The sequence below is a fragment of the Ruegeria sp. BHSC026 genome, from assembly GCF_059613065.1.
Map to the genome: position 1 here is coordinate 79,427 of NZ_JBXWRV010000009.1, position 24,949 is coordinate 104,375.

Annotated in this window: 23 protein-coding genes; 5 read left to right on the top strand and 18 right to left on the bottom strand. The window is 63.1% G+C overall.

Annotation, left to right across the window (positions count from 1 at the left end; translation table 11 throughout):
• Positions 1–43 precede the first annotated feature (43 nt).
• On the top strand, positions 44–385 hold the full coding sequence (locus tag AC2FME_RS12665) for a DOPA 4,5-dioxygenase family protein (RefSeq protein ID WP_496679392.1): 342 nt from the start codon (positions 44–46) through the stop codon (positions 383–385).
• On the opposite strand, the gene AC2FME_RS12670 is transcribed toward AC2FME_RS12665, so the two are convergent.
• The gene (locus tag AC2FME_RS12670) at positions 382–2,010 is read right to left on the bottom strand and encodes an acyl-CoA synthetase (protein WP_496800595.1); all 1,629 of its coding nucleotides are present in this window, start codon (positions 2,008–2,010) and stop codon (positions 382–384) included. The two genes, AC2FME_RS12665 and AC2FME_RS12670, sit on opposite strands and share 4 nt — an antisense overlap.
• A gap of 222 nt (positions 2,011–2,232) precedes the next feature.
• On the opposite strand from AC2FME_RS12670, the gene AC2FME_RS12675 reads away from it, so the two are divergent.
• Positions 2,233–3,624 (top strand): aminotransferase family protein, encoded by a 1,392-nt coding sequence (locus tag AC2FME_RS12675; protein WP_496679394.1) that lies wholly within the window; start codon positions 2,233–2,235, stop codon positions 3,622–3,624.
• A gap of 42 nt (positions 3,625–3,666) precedes the next feature.
• On the opposite strand, the gene AC2FME_RS12680 is transcribed toward AC2FME_RS12675, so the two are convergent.
• The 11 genes from AC2FME_RS12680 to AC2FME_RS12730 form a co-directional block, all read right to left on the bottom strand.
• Positions 3,667–4,779 carry an alpha-hydroxy acid oxidase gene (locus AC2FME_RS12680; RefSeq protein ID WP_496800596.1) on the bottom strand — a complete coding sequence of 371 codons (1,113 nt, stop codon included), beginning with the start codon at positions 4,777–4,779 and terminating at the stop codon, positions 3,667–3,669.
• Positions 4,779–5,333 (bottom strand): sulfopyruvate decarboxylase subunit beta, encoded by a 555-nt coding sequence (gene comE, locus AC2FME_RS12685; RefSeq protein WP_005981189.1) that lies wholly within the window; start codon positions 5,331–5,333, stop codon positions 4,779–4,781. The genes AC2FME_RS12680 and comE overlap by 1 nt, the downstream gene beginning before the upstream one ends.
• Positions 5,330–5,836, bottom strand: a complete 507-nt coding sequence (gene comD, locus AC2FME_RS12690; protein ID WP_496679396.1) for a sulfopyruvate decarboxylase subunit alpha — start codon at positions 5,834–5,836, stop codon at positions 5,330–5,332. Before comD ends, comE begins: the two co-directional genes overlap by 4 nt.
• Before the next feature lie 49 nt (positions 5,837–5,885).
• The gene (locus AC2FME_RS12695; protein WP_149776325.1) at positions 5,886–6,296 is read right to left on the bottom strand and encodes a universal stress protein; all 411 of its coding nucleotides are present in this window, start codon (positions 6,294–6,296) and stop codon (positions 5,886–5,888) included.
• A 22-nt stretch (positions 6,297–6,318) separates the two neighbouring features.
• Positions 6,319–7,299: a zinc-dependent alcohol dehydrogenase gene (locus AC2FME_RS12700; RefSeq protein WP_496800597.1), complete on the bottom strand. Its 981-nt coding sequence runs from the start codon at positions 7,297–7,299 to the stop codon at positions 6,319–6,321.
• On the bottom strand, positions 7,296–8,057 hold the full coding sequence (locus AC2FME_RS12705) for an SDR family NAD(P)-dependent oxidoreductase (protein WP_496800598.1): 762 nt from the start codon (positions 8,055–8,057) through the stop codon (positions 7,296–7,298). Before AC2FME_RS12705 ends, AC2FME_RS12700 begins: the two co-directional genes overlap by 4 nt.
• On the bottom strand, positions 8,050–9,357 hold the full coding sequence (gene hisD / locus AC2FME_RS12710; RefSeq protein WP_496688714.1) for a histidinol dehydrogenase: 1,308 nt from the start codon (positions 9,355–9,357) through the stop codon (positions 8,050–8,052). The genes AC2FME_RS12705 and hisD overlap by 8 nt, the downstream gene beginning before the upstream one ends.
• A 12-nt stretch (positions 9,358–9,369) precedes the next feature.
• Positions 9,370–10,698 (bottom strand): TRAP transporter large permease, encoded by a 1,329-nt coding sequence (locus AC2FME_RS12715; protein WP_496679407.1) that lies wholly within the window; start codon positions 10,696–10,698, stop codon positions 9,370–9,372.
• 11 nt (positions 10,699–10,709) lie between these two features.
• Entirely contained in the window at positions 10,710–11,222 is a 513-nt protein-coding gene (locus AC2FME_RS12720; RefSeq protein ID WP_496679409.1) for a TRAP transporter small permease, read from the bottom strand.
• A 99-nt stretch (positions 11,223–11,321) separates the two neighbouring features.
• On the bottom strand, positions 11,322–12,467 hold the full coding sequence (locus AC2FME_RS12725) for a TRAP transporter substrate-binding protein (protein WP_496679410.1): 1,146 nt from the start codon (positions 12,465–12,467) through the stop codon (positions 11,322–11,324).
• A gap of 24 nt (positions 12,468–12,491) precedes the next feature.
• Positions 12,492–12,674: a hypothetical protein gene (locus AC2FME_RS12730; protein ID WP_170365134.1), complete on the bottom strand. Its 183-nt coding sequence runs from the start codon at positions 12,672–12,674 to the stop codon at positions 12,492–12,494.
• A gap of 135 nt (positions 12,675–12,809) precedes the next feature.
• Between AC2FME_RS12730 and AC2FME_RS12735 the strand changes: the two genes are divergently transcribed.
• Entirely contained in the window at positions 12,810–13,835 is a 1,026-nt protein-coding gene (locus AC2FME_RS12735; RefSeq protein ID WP_496800599.1) for a LacI family DNA-binding transcriptional regulator, read from the top strand.
• A gap of 14 nt (positions 13,836–13,849) precedes the next feature.
• Here the strand turns inward: AC2FME_RS12735 and AC2FME_RS12740 are convergent, their stop codons facing one another.
• A complete protein-coding gene (locus AC2FME_RS12740) occupies positions 13,850–14,821 on the bottom strand; it encodes a LysR family transcriptional regulator (protein ID WP_496679415.1) in 972 nt (323 codons plus the stop codon).
• A 90-nt stretch (positions 14,822–14,911) separates the two neighbouring features.
• Entirely contained in the window at positions 14,912–17,347 is a 2,436-nt protein-coding gene (locus AC2FME_RS12745; RefSeq protein WP_496800600.1) for a GcvT family protein, read from the bottom strand.
• A gap of 185 nt (positions 17,348–17,532) precedes the next feature.
• Between AC2FME_RS12745 and AC2FME_RS12750 the strand changes: the two genes are divergently transcribed.
• Complete coding sequence (locus AC2FME_RS12750; RefSeq protein ID WP_496742025.1) at positions 17,533–19,050, top strand: trimethylamine methyltransferase family protein; 1,518 nt, start codon at positions 17,533–17,535, stop codon at positions 19,048–19,050.
• A gap of 83 nt (positions 19,051–19,133) precedes the next feature.
• Complete coding sequence (locus AC2FME_RS12755) at positions 19,134–20,102, top strand: agmatinase (protein WP_496800601.1); 969 nt, start codon at positions 19,134–19,136, stop codon at positions 20,100–20,102.
• Here AC2FME_RS12755 and AC2FME_RS12760 read toward each other — a convergent pair.
• The 4 genes from AC2FME_RS12760 to AC2FME_RS12775 form a co-directional block, all read right to left on the bottom strand.
• Positions 20,099–21,079 (bottom strand): arginase family protein, encoded by a 981-nt coding sequence (locus AC2FME_RS12760; RefSeq protein ID WP_496800602.1) that lies wholly within the window; start codon positions 21,077–21,079, stop codon positions 20,099–20,101. The genes AC2FME_RS12755 and AC2FME_RS12760 overlap by 4 nt on opposite strands.
• A 62-nt stretch (positions 21,080–21,141) precedes the next feature.
• Positions 21,142–22,731, bottom strand: a complete 1,590-nt coding sequence (locus AC2FME_RS12765) for an ABC transporter permease (protein ID WP_496679425.1) — start codon at positions 22,729–22,731, stop codon at positions 21,142–21,144.
• Positions 22,724–23,761: a quaternary amine ABC transporter ATP-binding protein gene (locus tag AC2FME_RS12770; protein WP_496679427.1), complete on the bottom strand. Its 1,038-nt coding sequence runs from the start codon at positions 23,759–23,761 to the stop codon at positions 22,724–22,726. The genes AC2FME_RS12765 and AC2FME_RS12770 overlap by 8 nt, the downstream gene beginning before the upstream one ends.
• A gap of 84 nt (positions 23,762–23,845) precedes the next feature.
• Entirely contained in the window at positions 23,846–24,796 is a 951-nt protein-coding gene (locus tag AC2FME_RS12775) for an ABC transporter substrate-binding protein (RefSeq protein ID WP_496679430.1), read from the bottom strand.
• Positions 24,797–24,949 lie beyond the last annotated feature (153 nt).

Consider the following 24,949-nt stretch of genomic DNA (forward strand, 5'->3'; position numbering starts at 1 on the left):
TCGGGCCTAGCCTTGTGCCGGAAATCACCGCACGAGACCCCCGATGCCACAGATCACCGGCTATCACGCCCATGTCTATTTCGACGCCGAAACGCAGGACACCGCCCGCCGTGTCTGCGAGGAGGCTGCACGCCTGTTCCCCGCCCAGATGGGCCACATGCACAGCCGCAATGTCGGCCCCCACCCGCGCTGGAGCTGCCAGTTGAGCTTTGCCGCCGAAGCCTTCGACAAAGTGATCCCGTGGCTGATGCTGAACCGGCAGGGGCTGACCGTGTTCACCCACCCCGAAACCGGCGAACACCTGCCCGACCACCGCGATCGGGCGATCTGGATGGGCGAGATGCTGGACCTGGACCTGTCGATCTTTGACCGGCTGGGCGCCTAGCCCAGCACCCGCGCCTGTTCCCTGAGCTTGAATTTCTGGATCTTGCCCGTCGATGTCTTGGGCAGCGGCCCGAACATCACCGTCTTGGGCGCTTTGAAATGGGCCATGTGGTCGCGGCAGAACGCGATCAGATCGGCCTCGGTCGCCTCGGCGCCCGGCTTCAGTTCGACAAAGGCGCAAGGCGTCTCGCCCCATTTCTCGTCCGGTTTGGCGACCACGGCGGCCTCCATCACCGCGGGGTGCTTGTAGAGGATATCCTCGACCTCGACCGACGAGATGTTTTCGCCCCCCGAAATGATGATGTCCTTTGACCGATCCTTCAGCGCGATATAGCCGTCGGGATGCATTACCCCCAGATCGCCCGAGGCGAACCAGCCGCCGCGGAACGCTTTCTGCGTGGCCTCGGGGTTCTTGAGATACCCTTTCATCACGATGTTGCCCTGCATGAAGATCTCGCCCAAGGTCTCGCCATCGGCCGGCACCGGTTCGAGCGTTTCCGGATCGGCCACCATCAGCCCGGACAGGGCGACGTATTTCACCCCCTGCCGCACCTTGAGCGCGGCCCGTTCTTCGGCGGGCTTGTCATTCCATTCGTCCTTCCACGCGCAGACGACCGACGGCCCGTAGGTTTCGGTCAGGCCATAGACATGGGTGACCTCGATGCCCATCCCCTCCATCGCGGCGATCACCGCGGCGGGGGGCGGGGCGCCTGCGGTCATCACCTTGATCTCATGATCGAAGTCCTTGAGGTGATCGGGCGCGTTGGCCAGCATGTTCAGCACGATCGGCGCGCCGCAGAAATGGGTGACCTTCTCGTCCCGGAAGGCCTTGTAGATCGGCTCATCCCGCACGGCACGTAGGCACACGGACGTGCCCGCATTCGCGGCCATGGTCCAGGGGAAACACCAGCCGTTGCAGTGGAACATCGGCAGCGTCCACAGATAGACCGAATGCTGCGGCATGCCCCAGGTCAGGATGTTCGAGGTGGCGTTCAGCGCCGCGCCACGGTGGTGATAGACGACACCCTTGGGGTTGCCAGTGGTGCCCGAGGTATAGTTCAGCGTGATAGCGTCCCACTCGTCCTGCGGCAGCGACCAGTCGAATTCCGGGTCGCCCTCGGCCAGTAGGGTGTCATAGGTCAGCGCGCCCAGTTTCTCACCGCCATCGAAACTCGAATCCTCGATGTCGATGACCAGAATGTCGTGATCCACCTGCTCCAGCGCCTGTTTCACCACGCCCGAGAACTCGGGATCGACCAGCAGAACCTTGGATTCGGCGTGGTTCAGGATGAAGGCGATGATCGGTGCGTCCAGCCTTGTGTTGATCGCGTTCAACACCGCGCCTGCCATTGGCACGCCGAAATGGGCCTCGTACATTTCGGGGATGTTGGCGGCGATGATCGATACCGTATCGCCCGTGCCCACCCCACGCGCGGCCAGCGCGCTGGCCAACCGGCGGCAACGCGCATAGGTCTGCGCCCAGCTGTAGCGTCGGTCGCCATAAACCACGGCCGGATAGTCAGGGTAAACGGCTGCCGTCCGCTCGATATAGCTGAGCGGGGACAGGGCCGTGAAATTGGCCGGGCACTTGTCAAGATCGCGCTGATAGATGTTGTGGGTCGCCATCCGCCTCTCCTCCCCAAATCGTCGGATTTTTCGTATTGAGCACAAAGGTTGCCGCAAAACAAACCCGTAAAACTACGTGCGGCGAATATACTGGAGCTACGCGATCGGGTAATCTGGCCCTACTGCGTACCGGGCTTTCGGGCTGATCTGCGGTATCTGGTTCATCCGCGCCCGCCGGGTCTCGTGATTCCTGCGCGTCGCATCTTAGTGAAAGGACATGTCATGGACGGCACGTTCAACGAAAACGATCTTTCCCGCGTGGTCGAGGCCGACCGCGCCCATATCTGGCACCACCTGATCCAGCACAAGCCGTTTGAGACGAACGATCCGCGCATTATCGTCGAAGGCAAGGGCATGCGCGTCTGGGATCAAAAGGGCAAGGAACACCTGGATGCCGTCTCGGGCGGCGTCTGGACGGTGAATGTGGGCTATGGCCGCGAATCCATCTGCAAGGCCGTCTACGACCAGTTGATGAAGCTGTGCTATTTCGCCCAGTCGGCGGGCTCGATCCCTGGCGCGATCTTTGCCGAAAAGCTGATCGAGAAGATGCCGGGCATGAGCCGGGTCTACTACACGAACTCGGGCAGCGAGGCGAACGAGAAGGCGTTCAAGATGGTCCGTCAGATCGCCCACAAGAAATACGACGGCAAGAAGACCAAGATCCTGTATCGCGACCGCGACTATCACGGCTCGACCTTGGCCGCGATGTCGGCGGGCGGCCAGGACGAGCGAAATGCGCAATACGGCCCCTTCGCGCCAGATTTCGTACGCGTTCCGCACTGCATGGAATACCGCAAGCACGAACTGGACGGCGCACCTGACGAGAACTTTGGCGAATGGGCCGCCGATCAGATCGAAGCCGTAATCCTGCGCGAAGGCCCCGACACCGTGGGCGCGCTGTGCCTTGAGCCGGTAACCGCCGGCGGCGGCGTGATCGAAGCGCCCGAGGGCTATTGGCAGCGCGTGCAGGAGATCTGCAAGAAATACGACATCCTGCTGCATATCGACGAGGTCGTCTGCGGCGTGGGTCGCACCGGCACCTGGTTCGGGTACCAGCAATATGGCGTGAAACCCGATTTCGTGACCATGGCCAAAGGCGTGGCCTCGGGCTATGCGGCGATTGCCTGCATGGTGACCACCGAAGAGGTCTTTGACATGTTCAAGGACAATGCCGACGATCCGATGAACTACTTCCGCGACATCTCGACCTTTGGCGGCTGCACCGCAGGGCCGGCGGCGGCGATCGAGAACATGCGCATCATCGAAGACGAGAACCTGCTGGCCAACTGCGCCGCGATGGGGGATCGCATGATGGGCAACCTGCGGGCGCTGATGGACAAGCACAAGGTCATCGGCGACGTGCGCGGCAAGGGCCTGTTTCTGGGGGCCGAACTGGTGGCGGATCGTGCGACCAAGGAACCGGTGAACGAGAAACTGGCCCAGGCGGTCGTGGCCGACTGCATGGCGCAGGGCGTGATCATCGGCGTCACCAACCGCTCGGTTCCGGGCAAGAACAACACGCTGTGCTTCTCGCCGGCCCTGATCGCAACGGCAGACGACATTGACCAGATCACCGACGCCGTGGATGGCGCGTTGGGTCGCGTGTTCGGCTGACGGCGTTTGACGGCCGACCGGCGCGTTCGGCGCGCCGGTCTTTCACTCGCCCCGGCCACCTCGAACCCCGCGCAGCGAGGTGACGCCGATCTGGGCCATGGCGATGTCCATCTCCTCGGACAGTACCTCCCACAAACGGTGCAGGGCGGCCTCGCCGCCCGCCGCGATGGCGAATTGCAGGACACGCCCAAAGAACAGGAAATCGGCACCAGCCATCAGCGCCTTGAGCGCATCTTCACCCGACCGCAGGCCGCTGTCGTAGAACAGCGGATAGTCTTCGCCGACCGCCGCCCGTATCTGCGGCAGGACCGAGATCGGCGCGGGCGCGCTCTCCAACTGACGGGCGCCGTGGCTCGAGACCTGAATGGCGTCGACACCGGCAGCCTTCAGCGCAACCGCGTCTTCAACATCCAGTACGCCCTTGACCACCAGCTTGCCCGGCCACCGGTCCCGCAACCGCGCCAGCGTGTCCCAATCGGCCTTTGCACGGCTTTCGGTGCGGTCGAACGCGAACCCCTCCATCAGGAAATTCGCCATCTGCGGCTTGCCCTGCAGCAGGGTCGAGATCGACCAGCGCGGATGCAGCGCGAAATCCAGAAACTGCCGTGGCCCGATCCGGAACGGCATGCGGAAGCCGTGGCGCAGTTCGCGCGGGCGGCGGCCGACTTCGGGCACGTCAACCGTAAGGATCAGGGTCTTGTAGCCCGCGGCCTTTGCCCGATCGACCAGCTTGAACGTGCCGCTGCCATCGCCGCTGAAATACAGCTGAAACCAGGCATGGCCCCGGGCCTCTTCGATCAGCACCTCCATCGGTGTCGAGGCCACCGTGGAAACGCCCAACGGCACCCGGTATTGCGCCGCCAGCCGCGCCAGCATCAGGTCGGCGCCCGGTGCGGACAGGTTGCACATGCCCATGGGCGCAATGCCGAAGGGCCTGTTGGCCGGTTGCCCGAACACGCGGGTCGCCAGAGACCGGGTACTGACATCGCGCAGGATTCGGGGCCGCAGGGTCATCGCGTCCAGCGCCGCTCGGGTGCGCCGGGCGCCGGCCTCGGACCCGGCGGCCCCGTCGATATAGTCGAACACCATCCACGGCAGACGCCGCCGGGCCAACCTGCGGGCATCTTCGGCGCTGTGGATGGCGCTTGCGCCCATCAGGCCTGAACGGCCTTCATGAAGCGGTCGCGGATGACGACCGGGTCCATCGTGATCGGCGGCATCTTGGCGTTTCCGCTTTCACATTTGCTGACGATGATGGTCATCTGGCGGGCGTCCAGCGCCTCTTGCAGCACGCGGCCGGTCTCTTCGGCCTGGCATTCGATCACGCGCTCGCAGCCCGCCGCTTCGGCCATCTTGGCCAGCGAGGTCTTCTGCCCCGCATAGGTCGGCTGATCACCGGTCGAGCCGTAGGAGCCGTTGTCGATGATCAGCAGGATATAGTTGTCGGCCACGTTGTTGGCGATAGTCGGCAGGGTCCCCAGATTGGTCAGGATCGAGCCGTCGCCGTCGATGACGATCACCGGTTTTGGCTGGGCCAGCGCCAGCCCCAGACCGATGCTCGAGGCCAGCCCCATCGTGCCCAGCATGTAGAAATTGGTAGGCTGATCGTCGATGGCATGCAGTTCCTGGCTGGGGATGCCGATGTTGCACACGACCAGTTGGTCACGCAGAATCGGGGCGATTTCCTTCAGGATTTCAGAACGGATCATTGGTCGCCATAGCCTCCCCAGAAATTGGCGTCGGTCAGGATCGCGACGGGCTTGTTGCACATGAAGGTGTATTTCAGGATCGCATCCAGCTCGGCCACGTCTTCCTGATGGTGGAAATGGTAGGTCGGGATGTGCATCTGCGCCAGCAGGGCCTTGGTGTGAACGGCCATCTCGACCTGGCAGGCGATGGGCTCGCGCAGTTCGCCCCGGTACGAGATCAGCATCGGCAGCGGCATCCGGTAATACTGGATCAGCGTCGCCAACGTGTTGATCGTGACCCCGATCGCGGTGTTCTGCATGATGATCGCGGGTCGCTTGCCGCCCATCCAGGCCCCGGCGCACAGGCCCATGCCCTCGTCCTCTTTGTTCGAGGGGATGTGGTAGATGGCGTCATGGGCGTCGATCTCGGCGATGACGCCGGCCAGTTGCTTGCACGGCACCGTGGTGACGAACGAGATGTCGTTGGCCACCAGATCTTCGGTGATCTTCTTGTCTATGTTCATGTCCAATCTTCTGTTCCTGGGTTGGGGCGCCGAGGGCGCGATGGACGGGTCAGGCCCTGCGGTGGACGTGGACGGCACATTTTGCATGCCGCACCACGCGCGACGCGGTGGAGCCAAGGAAATAGTCGGTCAGGCCGGGCCGGTGCGAGCCGATGACGACGCAATCGAACCCGTGGTCATTGGCATAGTCGATGATCGTGCGCGCGGTGTGGCCCTTGACCAGTTCGGGCTTTACATCCGGCAGGCCTTTCAGCTTTTCCATCAGGACTTCGCGGGCCCGGGCAAAGCCTTCGGCCACGGCATCCTTGTCCAGATAGACGCTGACCGAGCCCTGAGGCATCTCATAGACATGCAGAGCCACGATCTCGGCGGATCCGCCGCCCAAGGCACGGGCGATCTCGAGCGTTTGCGGCGAAATGCCGTGATCAAGCGCCATGGGGACAAGAATTTTTTTATACATGGTTACCTCCAGTTCCGGGCGGTCAGGCCCACGGGGACAGCACGATTTTCGGAACCGCGACCTCGCCCGAGCGTAGCTGGGCAAAGGCCCGGGCGCCATCGGCCAGATCGCGTTCTTCGATCCAGTCCAGAGGACCCAGCGCGCCGTCAAAAATGGCCTGGGCGGTCTGACGGAAATCCTGCGCGGTATAGGTATAGGTTCCGATGAAGGTGATCTCTTGCAGGGTCATGCGCCGCACGTCCAGCCCACCGGTGTCCTCGCCCAGGCCCACATGCGCGATCACCCCGCCTGGTCGGGCTCGTTCCGATGCCACCGCACGGGTGGCGGCAAAGCCCACGGCGTCGACCACGATCGGGAAATCGCCTTGCGCTTCGGGCACGACCTTGGCGCAATCCAGCCCTTGCAAGAACGTCCGCCGCAGGTCGTTGGGTTCGACCACGGTCACATCCACGACATTCATCGCTCGCAAAGCCAGCGCCGCCGCAAGGCCAATCGCCCCACCCCCGATCACCAGCGCACGACGCTCCATTGCCGGGTGCAGCGCCTCGAGCGCGAGGCGTGCGGCGTGCCAGCTGACGGCCAGCGGCTCGGCCAGGGCGGCCTTGGCAAAGGGAACGTGATCAGGCACCTCGACCAGGTTGCCCCAAGGCATCGAAACATATTGGGCAAAGGCGCCTTCGCGTGGGGGCATCGAGATGATCTGACGGTCGGGGCACAGGTTTTCTCGTCCCGCTTGGCAGGCCGGACACTGCCCGCATGTCACCAGCGGATTGATCGTGACCCGCGTTCCGGCCTTGGGGCCGCCGATCACTGTTCCCGCCGCCTCGTGCCCCAGAATCAAGGGCGCCGGGCGGCGCGCATCATGGCCCAGATATGCATGCATGTCGGACCCGCAGATCCCGACGGCCTCGACCCGGATCAGTTGCTCGCCGGGTTGCGGCGCAGCGTCCGGTACGTCACGGTAGGCCAGGTGTTCGACGCCTTCATAGACCAGAGCCTTCATTTCGCCGTGAACCCCCCGTCAACCATCAGGATCTGCCCGGTGACATAGTCAGATGCCTGCGCGCACAGAAAAAGGATCGGCCCGTCGATGTCGTCCATGCGGCCATTGCGACCGATGCAGGTCTGCGCCGCGTTGCGGGCCGCGCGGGCGGTGTCATCGAACACCGCCTGCGTCAGCTCGGTCGGAAAGAAGCCCGGGCCGATGGCGTTGGCGGTGATCCCGTGCGGCGACCAGGCTTCGGCCATGGCGCGGGTCAGCTGGGCGATCCCGCCCTTGCTGGCCCCGTAGGCGATCCCGCCGGGAAAGGCCCGCGTCGTCTGCAGCGAGGCGAAATTCACGATCCGACCCCAACCGCGCGCCTTCATCGCGGGCACCATGGCTTGGCTGAGGAAGAACGGCGCACCAAGGTTCAGGCCCAGCGTCGCGTCCCAGCCTTCCGGCGTGACATCATCGGCGGCCTGTCGCGTGTTCACCCCGGCGGCATGAACCACGATATCCGGCGCGCCGAACGGGGCCGAGATTTGTTCGACCAGTGATGGCAAGCCACTTCGGTCGGCTACGTCACCTGCGACCACCGCAGCGCTTGAACCGATCTCGGCCCGCAACTCGGCCAGTGCCTCGGCCCGGCGGGCAACGCCCACCACCCGCGCGCCCGCAGCCGCCAGCACCTGCGCAACGCGCCGGCCCAGACCCGAACTGGCGCCCGTGACGCAGGCCACCCGGCCGGTCAGATTGAACAGGTCGCGGGGGTCATTCATCTGCGGTCAGGTCAAAGTTTTCGTCCGGGAAATACTTGGCCAGACGCACATCGGCGGCGCGGGCGTGGCCCTCCATCCCTTCCAGCCGCGAGATCCGCGCGGTCGCCTCGGCGATGGGTTTCGAGCCCTCGCGCGTGGCCCGCTGCCAGGTGACGATTTTCATGTATTTGTGCACGCTCAGCCCGCCGGTATAGCTGGCCGCGCCCGAGGTGGGCAGGACGTGGTTCGTACCGGTGGCCTTGTCGCCATAGGACACGGTCGTTTCTTCGCCCAGGAACAACGAGCCATAGCAGGTCAGGCGATCCAGCCACCAATCCAGATCCGCGGCCTGCACGGTCAGATGCTCGGGGGCGTAGTCGTCTGAACACGCGGCCATCTCTTCGCGGTCCGCGCACAGGATCACCTCGGCATAGTCGCGCCAGGCGGCGGCAGCGTTGTCGCGGTTCAGCTCGGGCAGATCGGCGATCAGGGTCGGAACCAGATCCATCACCCGGGTCGCCAGATCGCGGTCATCGGTCACCAGCCAGACGGGCGAGTTGTAGCCATGCTCGGCCTGGCTGACCAAGTCGGTGGCCACGACGAAGGGATCGGCCGTGGCATCCGCCAGGATCAGGCTGTCGGTCGGGCCGGCGATCATGTCGATGCCGACCTTGCCGTACAGAATGCGCTTGGCCTCGGCCACGAACTGGTTGCCCGGCCCCACAAGGATGTTGGCGCGCGGCAGCCCGAACAGGCCATAGGTCATGGCGGCCACACCTTGCACGCCCCCCATGGCCAGGATGCTGTCAGCGCCGCTGATATGGGCAGCGTAGACGATCGCCGGGGCCACGCCCTCACCCGGGCGGGGCGGCGAACAGGCGGTGATGTGACGGCACCCCGCCACTTTGGCGGTGGTCACGGTCATGATGGCGCTGGCGATGTGGCTATACCGCCCGCCGGGCACATAGCAGCCCGCCGCATCGACCGGGATGGCCTTTTGACCCGCGATAAAGCCCGGCACGATTTCCAGCTGCACATCCGACACGGTGGCCTTCTGCGCCTCGGCAAAGCGGCGCACGTTGTCCTGGGCAAAGCGGATATCGGCCTTGAGCTTTTCCGGCACCCGGGCGCAGGCGGCTTCGATTTCCTCGGGCGTCATCAGCACGTTGCCCTCGAACTTGTCGAATTTGGCCGCGTATTCCAGCGCCTTGGCGTCTCCGCCAGCCTCGATGTCGGCCAGGATGGTCTTGACCGTGTCATGCACCTCGGATGCGTGGGATTGTGCTGTCAGGGTGGCCTTCTTGAGGTATTCACGCGACATGTTCAGAAGATCCTATTGGTAGATTTCAGGAAGCAAAGTGGTCGACAGCGCCGGAACGTAGGCGATCAGGATGACGACGATCAGCATGGTCAGCACAAAGGGCACGGCGCGGGCTGCGATCTTGAGGATGGATTCACCCGTGATCCCCGACACCACAAACAGGTTCAGCCCCAGCGGCGGCGTGATGAAGCCAACGCCCAGTGCGGTGATCATCATGATGCAGAACTGGATCTCGTTCATGCCGATATTGTCCGCCAGCGGTTTCAGGATCGGGGCAAGGATGACGATATTCGGTGTCGTCTCCATGACGCAGCCGGCCGCGATCAGAATGCCGATCATCAGCAGGATCAGCAGGAAGGGATCCTCGGTCAGCGAGGTCACCGAGGCCACGAAGCCCTGCGGCACGCCCATGATCGCCAACGCCTCGGCGAGCGGGGCCGAGAAAGCGATGATCGGCAGGATCACCCCGTTCACCTTGGCCGAGCTGACCAGCATCGACGGGAAGTCCGCCAGCGTCAGCGTCCGCAGGATGAACCCCATGATGATGGTGACGACAACGGCAGTCGCGCCCGCCTCGGTCGGGGTCAGGCGACCCGAGAAGATGCCATAGAAGATGATGCCCGGCACGATGAAGGCATACCAGCCCGATTTCAGCGCCTTGCCCAGATTGGCCAGCCATTCGCCCATGGTCATCATGCCGCCGCCCTCATAGCCATAGAGACGGTTCATGATGATGTTGGTCACGAGGATCGAGATCAGGATCGCCAGCCCCGGGATCAGGGCGGCCAGGAACAGGGTCGAGGCCGAGATGCCCAGCACGAGCCCGATGATGATATAGGCGATTGAGGGCGGGATCAGGATCCCGGTACAGGCCCCCGCCGCCACCAGCGCACAGGCATAGGGGCGCGGATAGCCGCTTTCGACCAGTCGGTTGATCGTCATCCGACCCACTGCCGCCGCCCCCGCCGCGTCAGACCCCGAAATGGCCGCGAACATGCCGCAGACCAGAACCGTGGCCGAACCGAACCCGCCCTTGGCAAAACAGGTCAGCGCCTCGGCCACGTCCAGAAACTTGCGAGACAGCCCTGTGCGCACCAGCACGTCACCGGTCAGGATGAACAGCGGCACCGCAGTCAGGGCAAAGGCGTCGATGCCCGTGAACAGGCTTTCGCCCACAAGGCTCAGCGGCAGGTCGCCCGACATGATCAGCATCACGATCGCGGCCGAGCCGATCGCGGCCCAGACCGGAACCGCCAGCGCGATCAGGCCAACGAACAGGATCACGGGCAGGTAGAAATCCCAGCCCAGTTCGACTGTTTGGTTGAGAGAACTCCACAGCATCCGGTTTCTCCTCAGTCAAACAGCTTATCGCCTTCAAAGACGGGCGTGCCGTCACGAAGGCTTTTGATGTCGTTCATCAACGATTGGATCAGGCGCCAGATCATCAGGGCAAAGCCCATAGGCACCGCCATTAGGAACCAAACCTTCGACACCCGCAGCCCGTCAGTGACCGAGCCGAACTTGGCCGAGACATGCACCGCCTCGTAGGACCAGTAGAGCGCGATGACCGCCACCGCGAACATCACCAGATCACCGAAGATATACAGCACCGCCTTGGGCCGCGGGCCGAGGTAATGCATGATCACGTCGATCCGGATATGGGCGCGTTCCTTGACCGCCGCCGCAGCGCCGACCCAGGCCAGATAGATGAAGGAATAGCGGACGATCTCCTCGCCCCAGATCGAGGAATAGGCGAAGATCTCGCGCCGCAGCACCTCGATCGCCATCGTGATGACGAGCATTACGTAGAACACCAGCAGCAGCCAGCGTTCGGCGTTGCGGTCTATGGTTTTGAGTAACGACATCGCTTCCCTCGGCAAGGCTGGGGGGATGGGCCTGATGGATCAGGCCGTGCAGGTGGTCTGGAAAAGGCGGGCGCACGTCCGGCGCCCACCCGGTCCGTATCAGGCGTCGTGGACGTAGTATTTGCCTTGGGTGCCGGCCGCTTCGACCAGCTTTTCGAAGGCGTCCATCGATCCGGCCAACTCGGTCTTGAAGGGGTCCCATTCCGACCGCTGATAACCGCCGGCCTCCTGCCACTCGGCCAGTTGATCGTCGGTCAAAGAATGGAACTCGACCCCGGCCTTGTTCAGCTCGGCCATGGCATAGGCGCGGGCCGAGGGGACCTTGGCAAGGTTCTGATGGCTGGTCATCTCCGAGCCCCACATGATGCCCTCTTGCACATCGGCCGGCATCGAGTTGAACCATTCCAGGTTGCAGGAATAGACCTGGCTGTCCGGCACCGCCTGGGTGAAGGTGACGTGAGACAGAATGTCCTTGAAGCCAAACACATAGAGCGCACCGACCGACGGGTCGAGCGCATCCGCCACACCCTGCTTGATGGCCGAGGGGGTCTCACCCCAGGCAACGGGCGTCGGGTTGGCACCGACCATGCGATAATACTGCTGCAGCATCTTGGACCCGGGCACGCGGAATTTCACGCCGCTCATGTCCGAGGGGGTAATGATGGCATTTCCGCCCTGGCGCACAGCCACAACGCGCGGGTCGATCACGACATAGAACAGCGCCTTGAAGCCTGCGGCCTCGACCTTGGGGTGCACTTCGTTCTTCCAGGTGTCGGAATGCACCAGATTGGTGAACCGCTGATTCGAGCCGCACAGATACGGCATGTTGATCAGGTCCACGGTCGAAGCGAAGGGTGCGAAGTTCGACAGCGAATGCTGCGCGGCCTGGATGGTTCCGCCCTGCACCTTCTGCACCAACGCGCCGCCCGCGCCCAGCTGCCCGCCCGGGGCCAGCTTGACATAGACTTTGCCGTTGGTTGCGTTCTGGATGTTCTCCTTTAGATCCAGCTGCATGATTGGATAGCTGCGCGAGGCACCCAGAACATAGGCCGTGGCCACCGTCATCACATGCTCGGCAGCTTGTTCGCGCTCCTTTTCCTCCTTCGCGGTCTGCGCCGCAGCCTCGGATGACCACAACACGCCGCTTGCGCCCGCCACCAGTGCGGCCGTGAACGCGCCACTGGCACTGAGTTTCAGGAAATTGCGGCGTTCAGCTGACGCCAGTTCCAGTTGATCTTTGTTCATTGATTGCCCTCCCATTGGAAAAATTCAGCCGCCGTTCTCCTCGCGTTCGGCCTCTTTTTTCAGAATTGCGACAACGAACAGGATCGACGCCGCGAACAGAACCAGCATCTCACCCACATCCCCAAGAAACGCGCGGCCTGCAAACGCACCCAGCGCCACGTTCGCGAAATAGACGACGAAGACGATGGCGGATGCGGCAAGAAACATGTTCGGGACCTTGAATGGAATCGGCTCTGGCTACATTTGTAAGCGCTTACATGAAAAATGCAAGCGTTTACATTTCGACTTTCAACCCCAAATGGAACCGGATAGAATTGAATAAAACGAAGATCAGGTTCGGAAATGCCAAAGCAGAAAGCCGCCCCGACATTGGATGACGTTGCCAGAAAGGCGGGCGTTTCCACGGCTACGGTTTCGCGTTGCATCAACACCCCGGACAGGGTGGTCGAAGCGACCCGCAAACGCGTGCAGTCGGCGATCGAGGCCCTGGGCTATACACCGAATTTCGCGGCTCGGGTCATGGCAGCCAAGCGCACGTTTACCATCGGCGCGATCATCCCGACAATGGAAAACGCCATCTTTGCGCGCGGTCTGCAGGCCTTTCAGGAAGAGCTGCACCAACATGGATACACGCTTCTGGTGTCAAGTTCGGCCTACAAACCGGCAACCGAAGAAGAGCAGATCCGAACTCTGGTCGCCCGCGGCGCCGATGGCCTGCTGCTGATTGGCCACGACCGGGCGCCGCACATTTACGAATTCCTTCAAGGCCGCGATATTCCGGCGCTGGTTGCGTGGTCGTTTTCCCCGGACGGGCGTCTGCCCTCCATCGGTTTCGACAACCGGGCGGCCATGTACGAGCTGGCGAAAAGGGTCCTCGACCTCGGGCACATTCGGCTTGCGGTGATATCCGGCATCACTCACGGCAACGACCGCGCGCGCCTTCGACTGGACGGGGTGCGCGACGCTGTTCGGCAGCACGGGCTTGACCCGCAGGTGCTTCAGGTCATCGAGACCCCGTACGAGATCGAAAACGGCGCCGAAGCGTTCGCGGATCTCATGTCGCAAGACATGCCACCGACTGCTGTCATGTGCGGCAACGATGTTCTGGCCGCTGGCGCCATGCTCAGGGCTCAGGATATGGGGCTGAAAGTGCCGCAGGATGTCTCGATCACCGGGTTCGATGACATCGAACTGGCCCGGATCCTGCGCCCGGCGCTGACGACCGTGCATGTGCCGCATCGGGAAATGGGTGGAAAGGCCGCCAAGGCATTGATCGAAATGGTTGAAAAAAGGGCCCCCGCTGCCGGTGAACACCTCTACACGCATATCGTCAAACGGCAGTCCCTGGGTCCTGCCAACTCGGTGTGATCCGTGTGACTGGATCAGGCGGCCTGGTCTTCCATCGTCCGGAAATCACCCTTCAGCCACAAATGCCGTTTGCACATCGGCTCGGTAAAATACTGCCGGATCAAGCTGCTGAGGGCCTTGTGGATCAGTTTTGAGGTGGTGTCCGGATAGACCTCGGTCGTGAACAGGGAAACGATCCTGACAAAGTTTCGACCCGGAAAAGGCGTTGCCCGGACCGAGTCATGATAGCGATGCGCCCGGTGGAAGCATCCAGCGGTGGTGATCGCCCATCCGCTGCCTTCTGCCACCAGCCCCATGATCGACTGGTTGCATTCCAACTCGAACCGGTTGGGCAGGTTGTACTTGTTGCGCGTCAGCTGGATCTCGATCTGCTTGCCGATCGTGTAGTCACGCGAATACCGCAGCAGCGGCAGGTCGGAATGGGGCGAGAACAGGTCCTGAATGTCTCCCTTGAACTTCTCGGGCACGATCACGATGAACGGATCACGCAGAAGTGGGTACTCGATCAGCCCCTGCGTGCCGCCCGGCGGTCGGGTCGCCACACCTGCGTCCAGCTTGTGTTCCTGCAATTTCTCGATGATCTCGTGGCTGGGCCGTGTGAAATGCCGGAAATTGCAGCGCGGCAGCGCATGAGCCAGGAACCGGATCAGTTCGGGCGCGATCTGGTTGTCGAAATCATCCACCAGGGCCAGCCGCAGATCGGTGGCGTGGCGCCAGTTGCCAGACCGGATCTCGGCCTCGCCCCGCTTCAACACGGTCAGGCCATCCCGTACATAACGCGAAAATACCTCGCCAGCCGGTGTCAGGCTCATCGGACGGCGACCGTGATCGACGAGGCCGACGCCCAAAGCGTCTTCGAGACTGCGCAGATGGTTGGACACGGTGCTGATCGACAGGCCAGTTTCCGAGGCCACCTGTTGAATCGACCCAGACTTGGCTACCAGGCGAAACACCTCCAGCCAACGCAGGCTCAGCGGTTTGGACACGGGGCAAAACCCTCCCGCAATTTCGATTTCATCGAAACTAGCGAAACAGAGTTTTGGCTTTCGGGCAATGGTGAATGTTGGCCACCCGCTTTAGCTGCGCATGTGGGTGAAGTCGGGATCGTAGGGGCAGGCAGGGATCACCCGCGCCGGAACCCTGTCACCACACAGGTCCAGCATCATCTCGCTGCCTTCGGTGGACAGGTGCGGCTCGACAAAGGCATGTGCCAGGTTCAGCCCGGTGCGATGCCCCCAGTCGCCCGAGGTCACCGTTCCAACCACCCGATCCCCGGCCATCAGCGACGCGCCGGGATGCGCGGGCGCGTGCGTGGCCTGCACTTGCAGCGCAACCAACTTGCGCGACGGCCCGTTGGCCTGCCGTTCGATCAGCGCCGCGCGCCCGATGAACTCCGACTTGTCCAGCCGGACAAAGCGGTTCAGCCCGGTTTCAAACGGGTCGAACTCCGTGATCAGATCCGCCTTCCAATGCAGGAAAGTCTTCTCCATCCGCATCGACTCGACCGCCCGCGCGCCGAACAATTGCAGGCCAAAGGCCTGTCCGGCCTGTCGCAGCGCAAGATAGGCCGCGTAGAGCGAGGCGTTGGGTACATGGATCTCATAGGCCAGCTCACCCGAAAAACTGACGCCCATCACGGTGGCGGGCGCGATCCCGACAAAGCACTCGCGAACGCTGAGCCACGGGAAGGCGTCCCGCGACCAATCCCCGCGCGAACAGGCCGACAGCACGTCACGCGCCCGTGGTCCGGCCAGAACCAGGATGGTCTGGTCGTTGGTCAGGCTACGCAGGTGCACGTCCTCGCCAGCTTCGATGTGTCGGGACAGCCAATCCATGTCATGCAGTTCGGCCGCGGCGGCCGAGCCGTACCAGACGCGATCCGGCCCCCGGTCGCTGGCGGGCAGATTGGCAATGGTCGCCTCGGCCTTGACCATGCCCTTGTGGTTCAGCAGATAGGCCAATCCCACCCGCCCTGGTCGACGGGGCAGCGCGCCGCAGATCATCCGGTCGAGGAACGCATGCCGGTCGGCACCGGTAATCTCGATCCGGTTGAACCCGTTGACCTCGGCCAGCCCGACATTTTGCTGTACATTGGCGACCTCGGCGGCGATCACGTCGAATGTTTCGTCAAAATCGAAACTGAGCGTCGGCGTGAAATCGGGCGTGGGCTTGATGTACTCGACTCGCTCCCAACCATTCACCACGGTAAACGCCGCGCCTTCGGCGGCCAGAACCGGGGTCAACGGCGTTGTCTTGGCGGGCCGCCCGGCGGGACGGTGTTCGTGCGGAAAGTGAAAGCGGAATTCGTTCTGGTAGTCCTCGATCGCCTTCAGCGCGGTCAGCTCGACATTGGCGTGCCCGGCGAACCGGCGCGGGTCGAGGCACCAAGTGTCATAACAGGCCTCGCCATGCACGATCTGCTGGGCCAGCAGCCAGCCGTGGCCGCCCCCCTCGCCTAGCCCGGCCCGCAGGCCGATGATGCAGAATGCGTTACGCTTGCCGGGGATCGGTCCCACTAGGGGAGCGCCGTCGATCGTGTAGGTGATCGGGCCGTTGACGACCGTGTGGATCCCCGCCTCCATCAGGGCGGGCATGCGGGCAAACGCGCCTTCCAGCACATCGGTCACCCGGTCCAGATCGTCCGGGCACAGCGCGTTGACGAAGTTCGGGTCGATCCCGTCCATGCCCCAGGTCTTGCAGTCCTGTTCGTAGAAACCCAGCAGCAGCCCGTTCTTCTCCTGCCGGCAGTAATAATCGCTGATCGGGCAGCGCAGCAGCGGCATGCGGTGGCCGGCATCCCGGATCGCGGGGATTTCCTCGGTCAAAAAATACTGGTGCTCCATCGAGGCCACGGGATGGTGCACGCCCATCATCGCGCCAACCTCGTTCACGCGGTAGCCACAGGCATTCACCACGATGTCGCAGTCGATGTCGCCGTGCTCGGTATGAACGGTCCAGGTGTCGTCTTTGTGCTGGGTCAGGGCCGTGACTGGCGTGTTGCGATAGACTTCGGCCCCGGCCTTGCGCGCCCGCCGCGCCAGCGCCTGACACAGCTGGGCGGGGTCGATGTCCCCGTCCAGCGGATCCCACAACCCGCCCAGCAGATTGTCGGTGGAAATAAGCGGGTGGCGACGGGCGCATTCCTGCGCGTCGATCACCTCGAAATGCACGTCCATCCCCCGCGCCATCGAAGCGAAATGGCGATAGCCCTGCATCTGCGCCTCGGTGTTGGCCAGCCGGATGCCGCCGTCGCCATGGTGGTAGTTGATCGGGTAGTCCGGGTCCTCGGCCAGTTCCTTGTACAGGCGGATCGAATGCGACTTGAGCCCCACCATCGTCTGGTTCATTCCGAAATTCGTCACCTGTGCGGCCGAATGCCATGTGGTGCCGGATGTCAGCTCGTTGCGCTCTACCAGAACCACGTCGCTCCAGCCTTCTTGCGTCAGGTGATACAGGGTTGAACAACCGGCGATTCCGCCGCCGATCACCACGACCTTGGTGCGCGATTTCATGGGTGTGCTCCTTCTGACGTTCCCCAAACCCTGCCGAACGGCGCGGCGGGCGGGCAATGGTGCAGTCACCGGTCCCGAAAAATCGAAACGGGGATTGAGATTTCTCAAAACGGCATTTCCGCTTTGGCCGCACCCCGCGTTGCCGCGTAACCTGCAGGGCAGGATCGGATCAGGAGCCTTCGGAGATGCCAGAACAGGGCAAACGCGGCGGGCGGCGGGCGAGGCTGGCGCAACGGGCGGCCAAACCGGCCTTTGACCCCTGCGCGCCCGGCCAGATCGGCGGGCAGTACAAACCCCTGACCTTGCCCGAGATCGCGGCGATCCACGACACCGCCCTGCGCCTGCTGGAAACGCTGGGCATGGGCGAGGTGCCCGACCGCCTGGCACAAGACCTGATCGCCGCAGGTGCGCGGCCAGGCCCGCCGGGACGGCTGGTCTTTCCTCGCACGATGGTCGAAGGCGCGGTCCGACAGGCCGCCAAACGCTTTACCCTGCACGGGCGCGACCCGGCCCGGTCGATCAAGGTGGGCGGCGACCGCGTGCATTTCGGCACCGGCGGAGCGGCGGTCCAGACGCTGGACCTGGACAGCGGGCTTTATCGCCCGTCGACCCTGGCCGACCTGCATGATTTCACCCGCCTTCAGGACACGCTGGCCAATGTCAGCTGGTTCACCCGATGCTGCGTCGCCACCGACGTGCCGGACAATTTCGATCTGGACGTGAATACCGCCTATGCGCTGATCCGGAACACCACCAAACCGGTAGCGACCTCGTTCACGCTGGCCGAACATGTCGCGCCCATCGTGCGGATGCTGGACATCGCCGCCGGAGGCCAAGACGCCTTTGCGGAACGCCCGTTTTTGAAGGCGCATATCAGCCCGGTGATCTCGCCGTTGCGGTACGGCGAAGATGCGGTGGACGTGGTCTATGAATGCATCGCGCACAACATCCCCATGTCCTGCATCACAGCAGCCCAGGCCGGGGCGACCGCGCCCGCCACCATGGCCGGGTTTCTGGCCCAGTCGCTGGCCGAAACCCTGGCCAGCCTGGTCATGGTCAACGCGATCCGGCCGGGCTTTCCCATGGTGTTTTCGAACTGGCCGTTCATCATCGATCTGCGCACCGGCGCTTTTTCGGGCGGCAGTGGCGAAACCGCCGTGTTGAACGCGGCCTCGGCCCAGATCACCAACTGGCTGGGGCTGCCCTCGGGCGTCGCCTGTTCGATGACCGATGCCAAGGCCATCGACGCGCAATACGGCGCCGAAAAAGGCATCACCTCGCTGGCCGCCGCACTGGCCGGCGGCAATTTGATCTACGAAAGCTCGGGCATGACGGCCTCGCTGCTGGGGGTCAGCTTCGAGGGGTTCGTGCTGGATGACGAGATGCATTCGCACACCTATCGCGCCCTGCGCGGGATCGAGGTGACCGAAGAAAACCTGGGCTTTGACGCGATCTGCCAGTCGGTTCTAGGCGAGGGCCATTTCCTGGGCAGTGCCCACACCCATGCAGCGATGGAGCGCGACTATTTCTACCCCGCCCTTGCCGATCGGGCCGAGCCGCGCAGCTGGCAGGACAGCGGCGCACGCGATGCCTGGTCCAACGCCCGCGACCGCGCGCGTGAAATCCTGCGCACGCATCACCCGCAATACCTCAGCCCCGAACAGGAGGCCGAGATCCGAACCAATTTCCGGATTCTGTCCTGATCCGACGCCGTTGTGTCGCGGACCGGGTGTTTTTGGCGCGGGCTTGCCGCTAGGCTCGGGCAAACGACGACACAGGGGGCCTCATGGCAAATGCGTTCTTTCAACCCGTCTCGGCGATGGAGCTGGCGCGCTTTGCCGGTGTCCCCACTTTCATGCGCCTGCCGGCCCTGACCGCGGACGACGATCGGATGGATCTGGTCGAGCTTGGGCTGGTCGGCATCCCCTGGGACGGGGGCACCACCAACCGACCCGGCGCACGGCACGGGCCGCGGCAGTTGCGCGACCAGTCCACCATGATCCGCGCCATGAACCCGGTGACCGGGGTTGCCCCGTTCGAACTGGTCAACTGTGCCGACCTGGGCGACGTGCCCCCCAACCCAGTGGATATCGAGGATACGTTGGACCGCATCACCCGCTTCTACACCGACCTGATGCTGCGTGGCATAGTACCCCTGACGGCGGGCGGTGATCACCTGACCACCCTGCCCGTCCTGCGGGCGCTGGCCAGCGAGGGCCCGCTGGGACTGATCCAGTTCGACAGCCATACCGACCTGTTCGACAGCTATTTCGGCGGGCAAAAATATACCCACGGCACCCCGTTCCGCCGCGCAGTCGAGGAAGGGCTGGTCGATCCCGAACGCTTCGTGCAGGTGGGCATTCGCGGCACCGCCTACAACACCGAGGATATCGAATGGGGCGAAGCGCAGGGCATCCGCATCATCCGCATCGAAGAGCTGTTCGACCGCGGCATCGACGATGTCATGGCCGAGGTCCGCTCCATCGTCGGTGACGCGCCCTGCTATTGCACATATGACATCGATTTCGTGGATCCCACCCATGCCCCCGGCACCGGCACGCCCGAGATCGGCGGCCCCAACAGCTTTCAAGCCCAGCAGGTCATCCGCAAGCTGGAAGGGGTGAACCTTGTGGGCGCGGATCTGGTCGAGGTCTCGCCGCCCTTCGACCCATCGGGCGGCACCGCATGGCTGGGCATTTCGTTGATGTTCGAACTGCTGTGCGTGCTGGCCCAGGCGATCGACGCGCGGCGCTAGGCCCGGGCGACGTTCTCGGCGATCATCGAGATCATCTCGAACATCGCCGCAGCCGCCGTCAGCGCGGTGATGTTGTTGGGGCTATCCTTGGTCGGCATCATGCAGACCACATCGCCGCCGACGATGTTGAGCCCCCGCGCGGCATGCAGGATGCCCACGGCCTCGTCGATGTCAAAACCCTTTTCGCCGGGTTCCAGGTTCGACACCCCCGGCGCGATGGTCGGATCCAGGCAGTCGAGATCGAAGGTAATGTAAACCGGCCGGTCGCCCAGAACCTCGCGCGTTTGGGCCACCACATCGGCCAAGCCACGCTGGCGGAACTCGCGCATGGTGACGATGTTGTAGCCATAGTCATACGAGGGTTGTAGCCAGTCCAGGCTGCGCGGATGCCCCCGCAATCCGATCTGCATCGACCGGGTCGGGTCCACCTGCCCCTGATCGGCCAGGTAAGCTCCCCAATGCGCAGCCGACTTCTTGGCCCCCAGGAAATGATCGACTTTGGTGAACACATCCGTATGCGCGTCCAGATGCAGAAAACTGACTGGTTGCCCGCCAGCCAGTTTGCCTCGGCCCAGCGCCTGTACGATCCCGCCCGTGATCGAGTGATCGCCGCCCACAGAAACGGGCCGCGCCCCGGCGGCGTCGATGCCACGGTAGAAGGCGGTGATGCGCTCGATGCAGTCCTCGTTGTCGTTGGCGCGCGGGAACGGCACGTCGCCCACATCGGCAATGCGCGCGTTTGACCACGGATCGATCTGGAACAACGAATGCACCCGGCGCTGCACGGCCGAGACATGACGCAGCGCACGCGGGCCCAGATGCTGGTCGCGCTCGGTGGTGCCGTTGCCGGCGGAATGCGGCACGCCCACAAGGGCGATATCCTGATCCTGCGGCCCCACATGGGGGCACCGGAACAGGGTGGGCACGCCCCACCAGTACAGGTTGTCCATCATGGATTGTTCGTAGCGGTCCGCCATCGTGTCTCCCCGCCCTGAAATGAAACCGCCCCCACTGGTGACCCGGGGGGGCGGCTGTCGCGTCAGATCTTTTCGTCTTCGCGTCGGAAGGCGCCCTGGACGATGCGGTCCATGACCATGGCCAGGAACAGGATCGCAAAACCGCCCAGCAGGCCCGGCCCCTTGGCCGCGTATTGCAGCGCCTCAAGGATTTCCTTGCCCAGACCCCCGCCGCCGATCAGCGAGATGATCACGACCATCGACAGACACATCAGGATGGTCTGGTTCACGCCGGTCATGATCGACGGCAGCGCCAGCGGGATTTCCACGTCCTTCAGCAACTGCCATTTCGAGGCACCAAAGGCCACGGCGGCCTCTTTGATGCTTTCAGGCACCCCGCGCATGCCCAGCGCCGTCAGGCGGATCACCGGCGGCATACCAAAGATGATCGTGGCCAGGATGCCCGGCGGGTTACCGGTGCCAAAGAAGGCGATGATCGGGATCAGATACACGAAGGCCGGCAGGGTCTGCATCAGGTCCAGCACCGGCTCGGCCGCGCGATAGGCGCGTTTTGATTTGCCGAACCAGATGCCCAGCGGAATACCGAAGGTGACGCACAGCAGCACGGCCGCGCCCACCAAAGCCACCGTCTCCATCGCCACGTCCCAATAGCCCAGCAGCGCGATATAGGCCAACGACGCGGCAGTGAAGATCGCCACGCGCGGTCCCGCCGCGCGCCACGCGGTCACGCAGATCACCAGCATGACCACCGGCCACGGCGACCCGATCAGGGCCACGGTCAGCCCGTCCAGAACCGAGCGTACACCGGCAACGATCCCGTCGAAAATGTCTCCGCCTGCGGCAGCTGCAGCGTCGATCCGGGCCTCCATCCAACTGGCTAGGGCCGAGAACAGCGTGCCCTGATCAGGCCCGAGGATCATTTCCGACACTGCCTTTTCAGGGAAAGCGTCCAACAGAGGCAGCGATGCGTTCACAGTGAATTTGTACACGATCAGCGGACCGATCGCTGCCACCAGAACCGCGCCTAGAACCGTGTTCCGGGTCGAGCGGCCGCTTTCGGTGCTTTCGGGGTCGATCCGCCAGTTCGAATACTGTTTTTCGTACACCCGGTCAGCGTAGAACCCCTGCACCAGCTTGAAAACCAGCAGCATCAGAAGACCGGTGACCATGATCCCCAAGGCTTCGGACTGCGCCAGTTGCGCTTTCTCAAGGCTGCTGTCCGCCGCTTTCTGGATATTTGCGGCCAGTTTGTTGAATCGGTCGATGTCTGCCTTCTCGGTTGCATCCGCCGCGCGCGCCAGCAACTCGTTTGCGCGTTCCTGCTGACGGGCCGCGCGTTCGGCCAGATCTGCCCCTGGGTTGCCCCAAGCGCCGCGACCGATCTGCACCCAAGCGATGATCTCAAGGATCAGGAAGGTCCAGAACATCCCCCAGATCGCCCGCGAGGCGGACCAGAACGGCCCCAGCACCGCCGCCCACAAGTTGAACGTGTTCGGGATCGGACTGGTCGCATCATGGATCTTGTGAAAGGCTTTGACGTAGTAGTCACCATTAGGGCCTGCGAATTCGTGGATCGACCGATCCAGCGCCTCGCGGTCCACCTCGATGTCGGAGGCGGCCGTGACTTTCAATTCCGTGGTTGCATCAGTCATTTTTGCCCCCCTGAATTCCGCGCAGCAGGCGTGGTTTGGTCACGACGCCCACATCCTGACCGCCGTCGGTGATCACCACCGGAAGCTCGGTGTTCACGGCCAGATCGATCAGTTGGTCGAGGTCTGCGCCCTCATCCGCGCGCGGCGCGCCATCCAGCGGGCCGGAGTAACTGTCCAACGACTCCATGATCGAATGCGCCTTGACCAGTTTGAGCTTGGATATGCCCTGCACGAACTCGCGCACATAGTCATCGGCCGGGTTCATCACGATGTCCTCGGGCGTGCCGATCTGGACGATCACACCGTCCTTCATGATGGCGATGCGATGACCGATTCGGATCGCCTCGTCCAAGTCATGGGTGATGAACAGCGTGGTCTTTTTCAGCTGCGCAACCAGAGCCTTGAACTGGTCCTGCAACTGCAGCCGGATCAGCGGGTCCAGTGCCGAGAACGGTTCGTCCATCAGCAGGATTTCCGGGTCCGAGGCCAGCGCGCGCGCGATGCCCACGCGCTGCTGCATCCCGCCCGACAGTTCCTTGGGCAGCCGGTCCTCATAGCCGGTCAGATCCACCAGGCCCAGCGCGTGATCGGACACTGCCCAACGCTTGGATTTCGAGACTTTGCGGATCTCCAGCGGATAGGCCACGTTGTCGCGCACCGAGCGGTGCGGCATCAGCGCCATGTGCTGGAACACCATCCCGATCTGCTGGGCGCGGATGCGGCGCAGTTCGGACTCGGAGATCTTGGACACGTCCTGCCCCATGATCTCGATCTTTCCGGCCGTGGGCTCGATCAGGCGATTGACATGGCGCACAAGGGTCGATTTGCCCGAACCCGACAGGCCCATGATGCAAAAAATCTCGCCACGCGGCACTTCGAACGTGGCGCCTTGAACGCCGACCACGCAATTGAATCTTTCAAGAACTTCAGGTTTTCCAATACCTTCATTTCGGACTGCGGCCATGGCTTCTTCGGCCCGTGCGCCGAAAATTTTCCAGACATTTTCTAGTTTTACGACAGGTTCGTCCATTTGCCCCTCATCTACGGGGTTGCATCCCGGCAAACAGGCAAAGGGCCGCCGCGATCAGTCGCGACGGCCCCCTGCGTTTCTGATTTAGTTCGTCAACCAGCCGATAACGGTGTCTTCGTTTTCAGCCACCCACTGGCGGGCGAAATCGGCTGCTTCCACGTTGTCCACGGCCAGCGCCTTTCCCATCGCGCTCAGATCGTCACCCTGCATCTGGTAGTTGCGGAACAGGGCCGCGACCTCGGGGTGGCTTTCCTCAAGCTCTTTGGCGTAGTGCAGGTGCAGAGTTGCCCCGTTCCACGCGGTCGAGGCCTCGGACTTGTCCAGCCAATCCGGGTCATCGGTGGGCTGAACGATCGTCCAGGTGGCCGGATCATGCGGTGGCTCTTCCAGCACGGTCAGTTCCTGCGTCACAAAGATGTAGTGCGGGCTGTAGCAGAACCCGATCCACGGATCACCGGCCTTGGTCGCGTTTGCCAGGTTGGCATAGGCGATGGTTTCCTCGTACTCGGTCAGCTCAAAGATCTGGTCATAGCCGTAGGATTTGGCGCGGATCTTCTCGACCACGGTCGACGCCCAGCCGGGCGCGCCGATCCAAACCTCGGGAGTGCCGTTTCCGTCAGTGTCAAAGATCGCCATCTTGTCCGGATCGCTCAGGTCGTCGATGGATTTGATGTCATATTCCTCGGCAATGTAGGTCGGAACGCACATACCCTGCTCGGCCTGGACCGGGTTCTCGTTCATCACGACGGTGCCTTTTTCTTTGACATAGGTGTCGTGCAGGTTCTGCTGGTTTGGCATCCAGACTTCGGGGTGGACGTGCATCGCACCCGAATCCATCGCTTCGAACACGATGGGGTTGGTGCCGTTCTGCAATTCGACATCGAGGCCGAGGTTGTCTTCGATGACAACTTCAAGAATGTGCGCGGTGGCATTCACCGACGCCCAGTTCGGTACGCCGATCACGATATCCGCGGCAACCGCAGGCATGGCAATCGCCATCGATGCGCCCCCAAGCAGCATGGTCAATTTCTTCATGGCATTTCTCCGTGTTGGTCATCTGCGGTGCTGGTCTTGCATCACGCCCCCAGCCCGGTTGGGACCGCCGCGCGCATGCCAGCATCTCGGTTGTTTTCGCGCACGGCCATTCAAAGGACCGCTGCATGAAAAATGAAGCACGCGGGCCCGAAC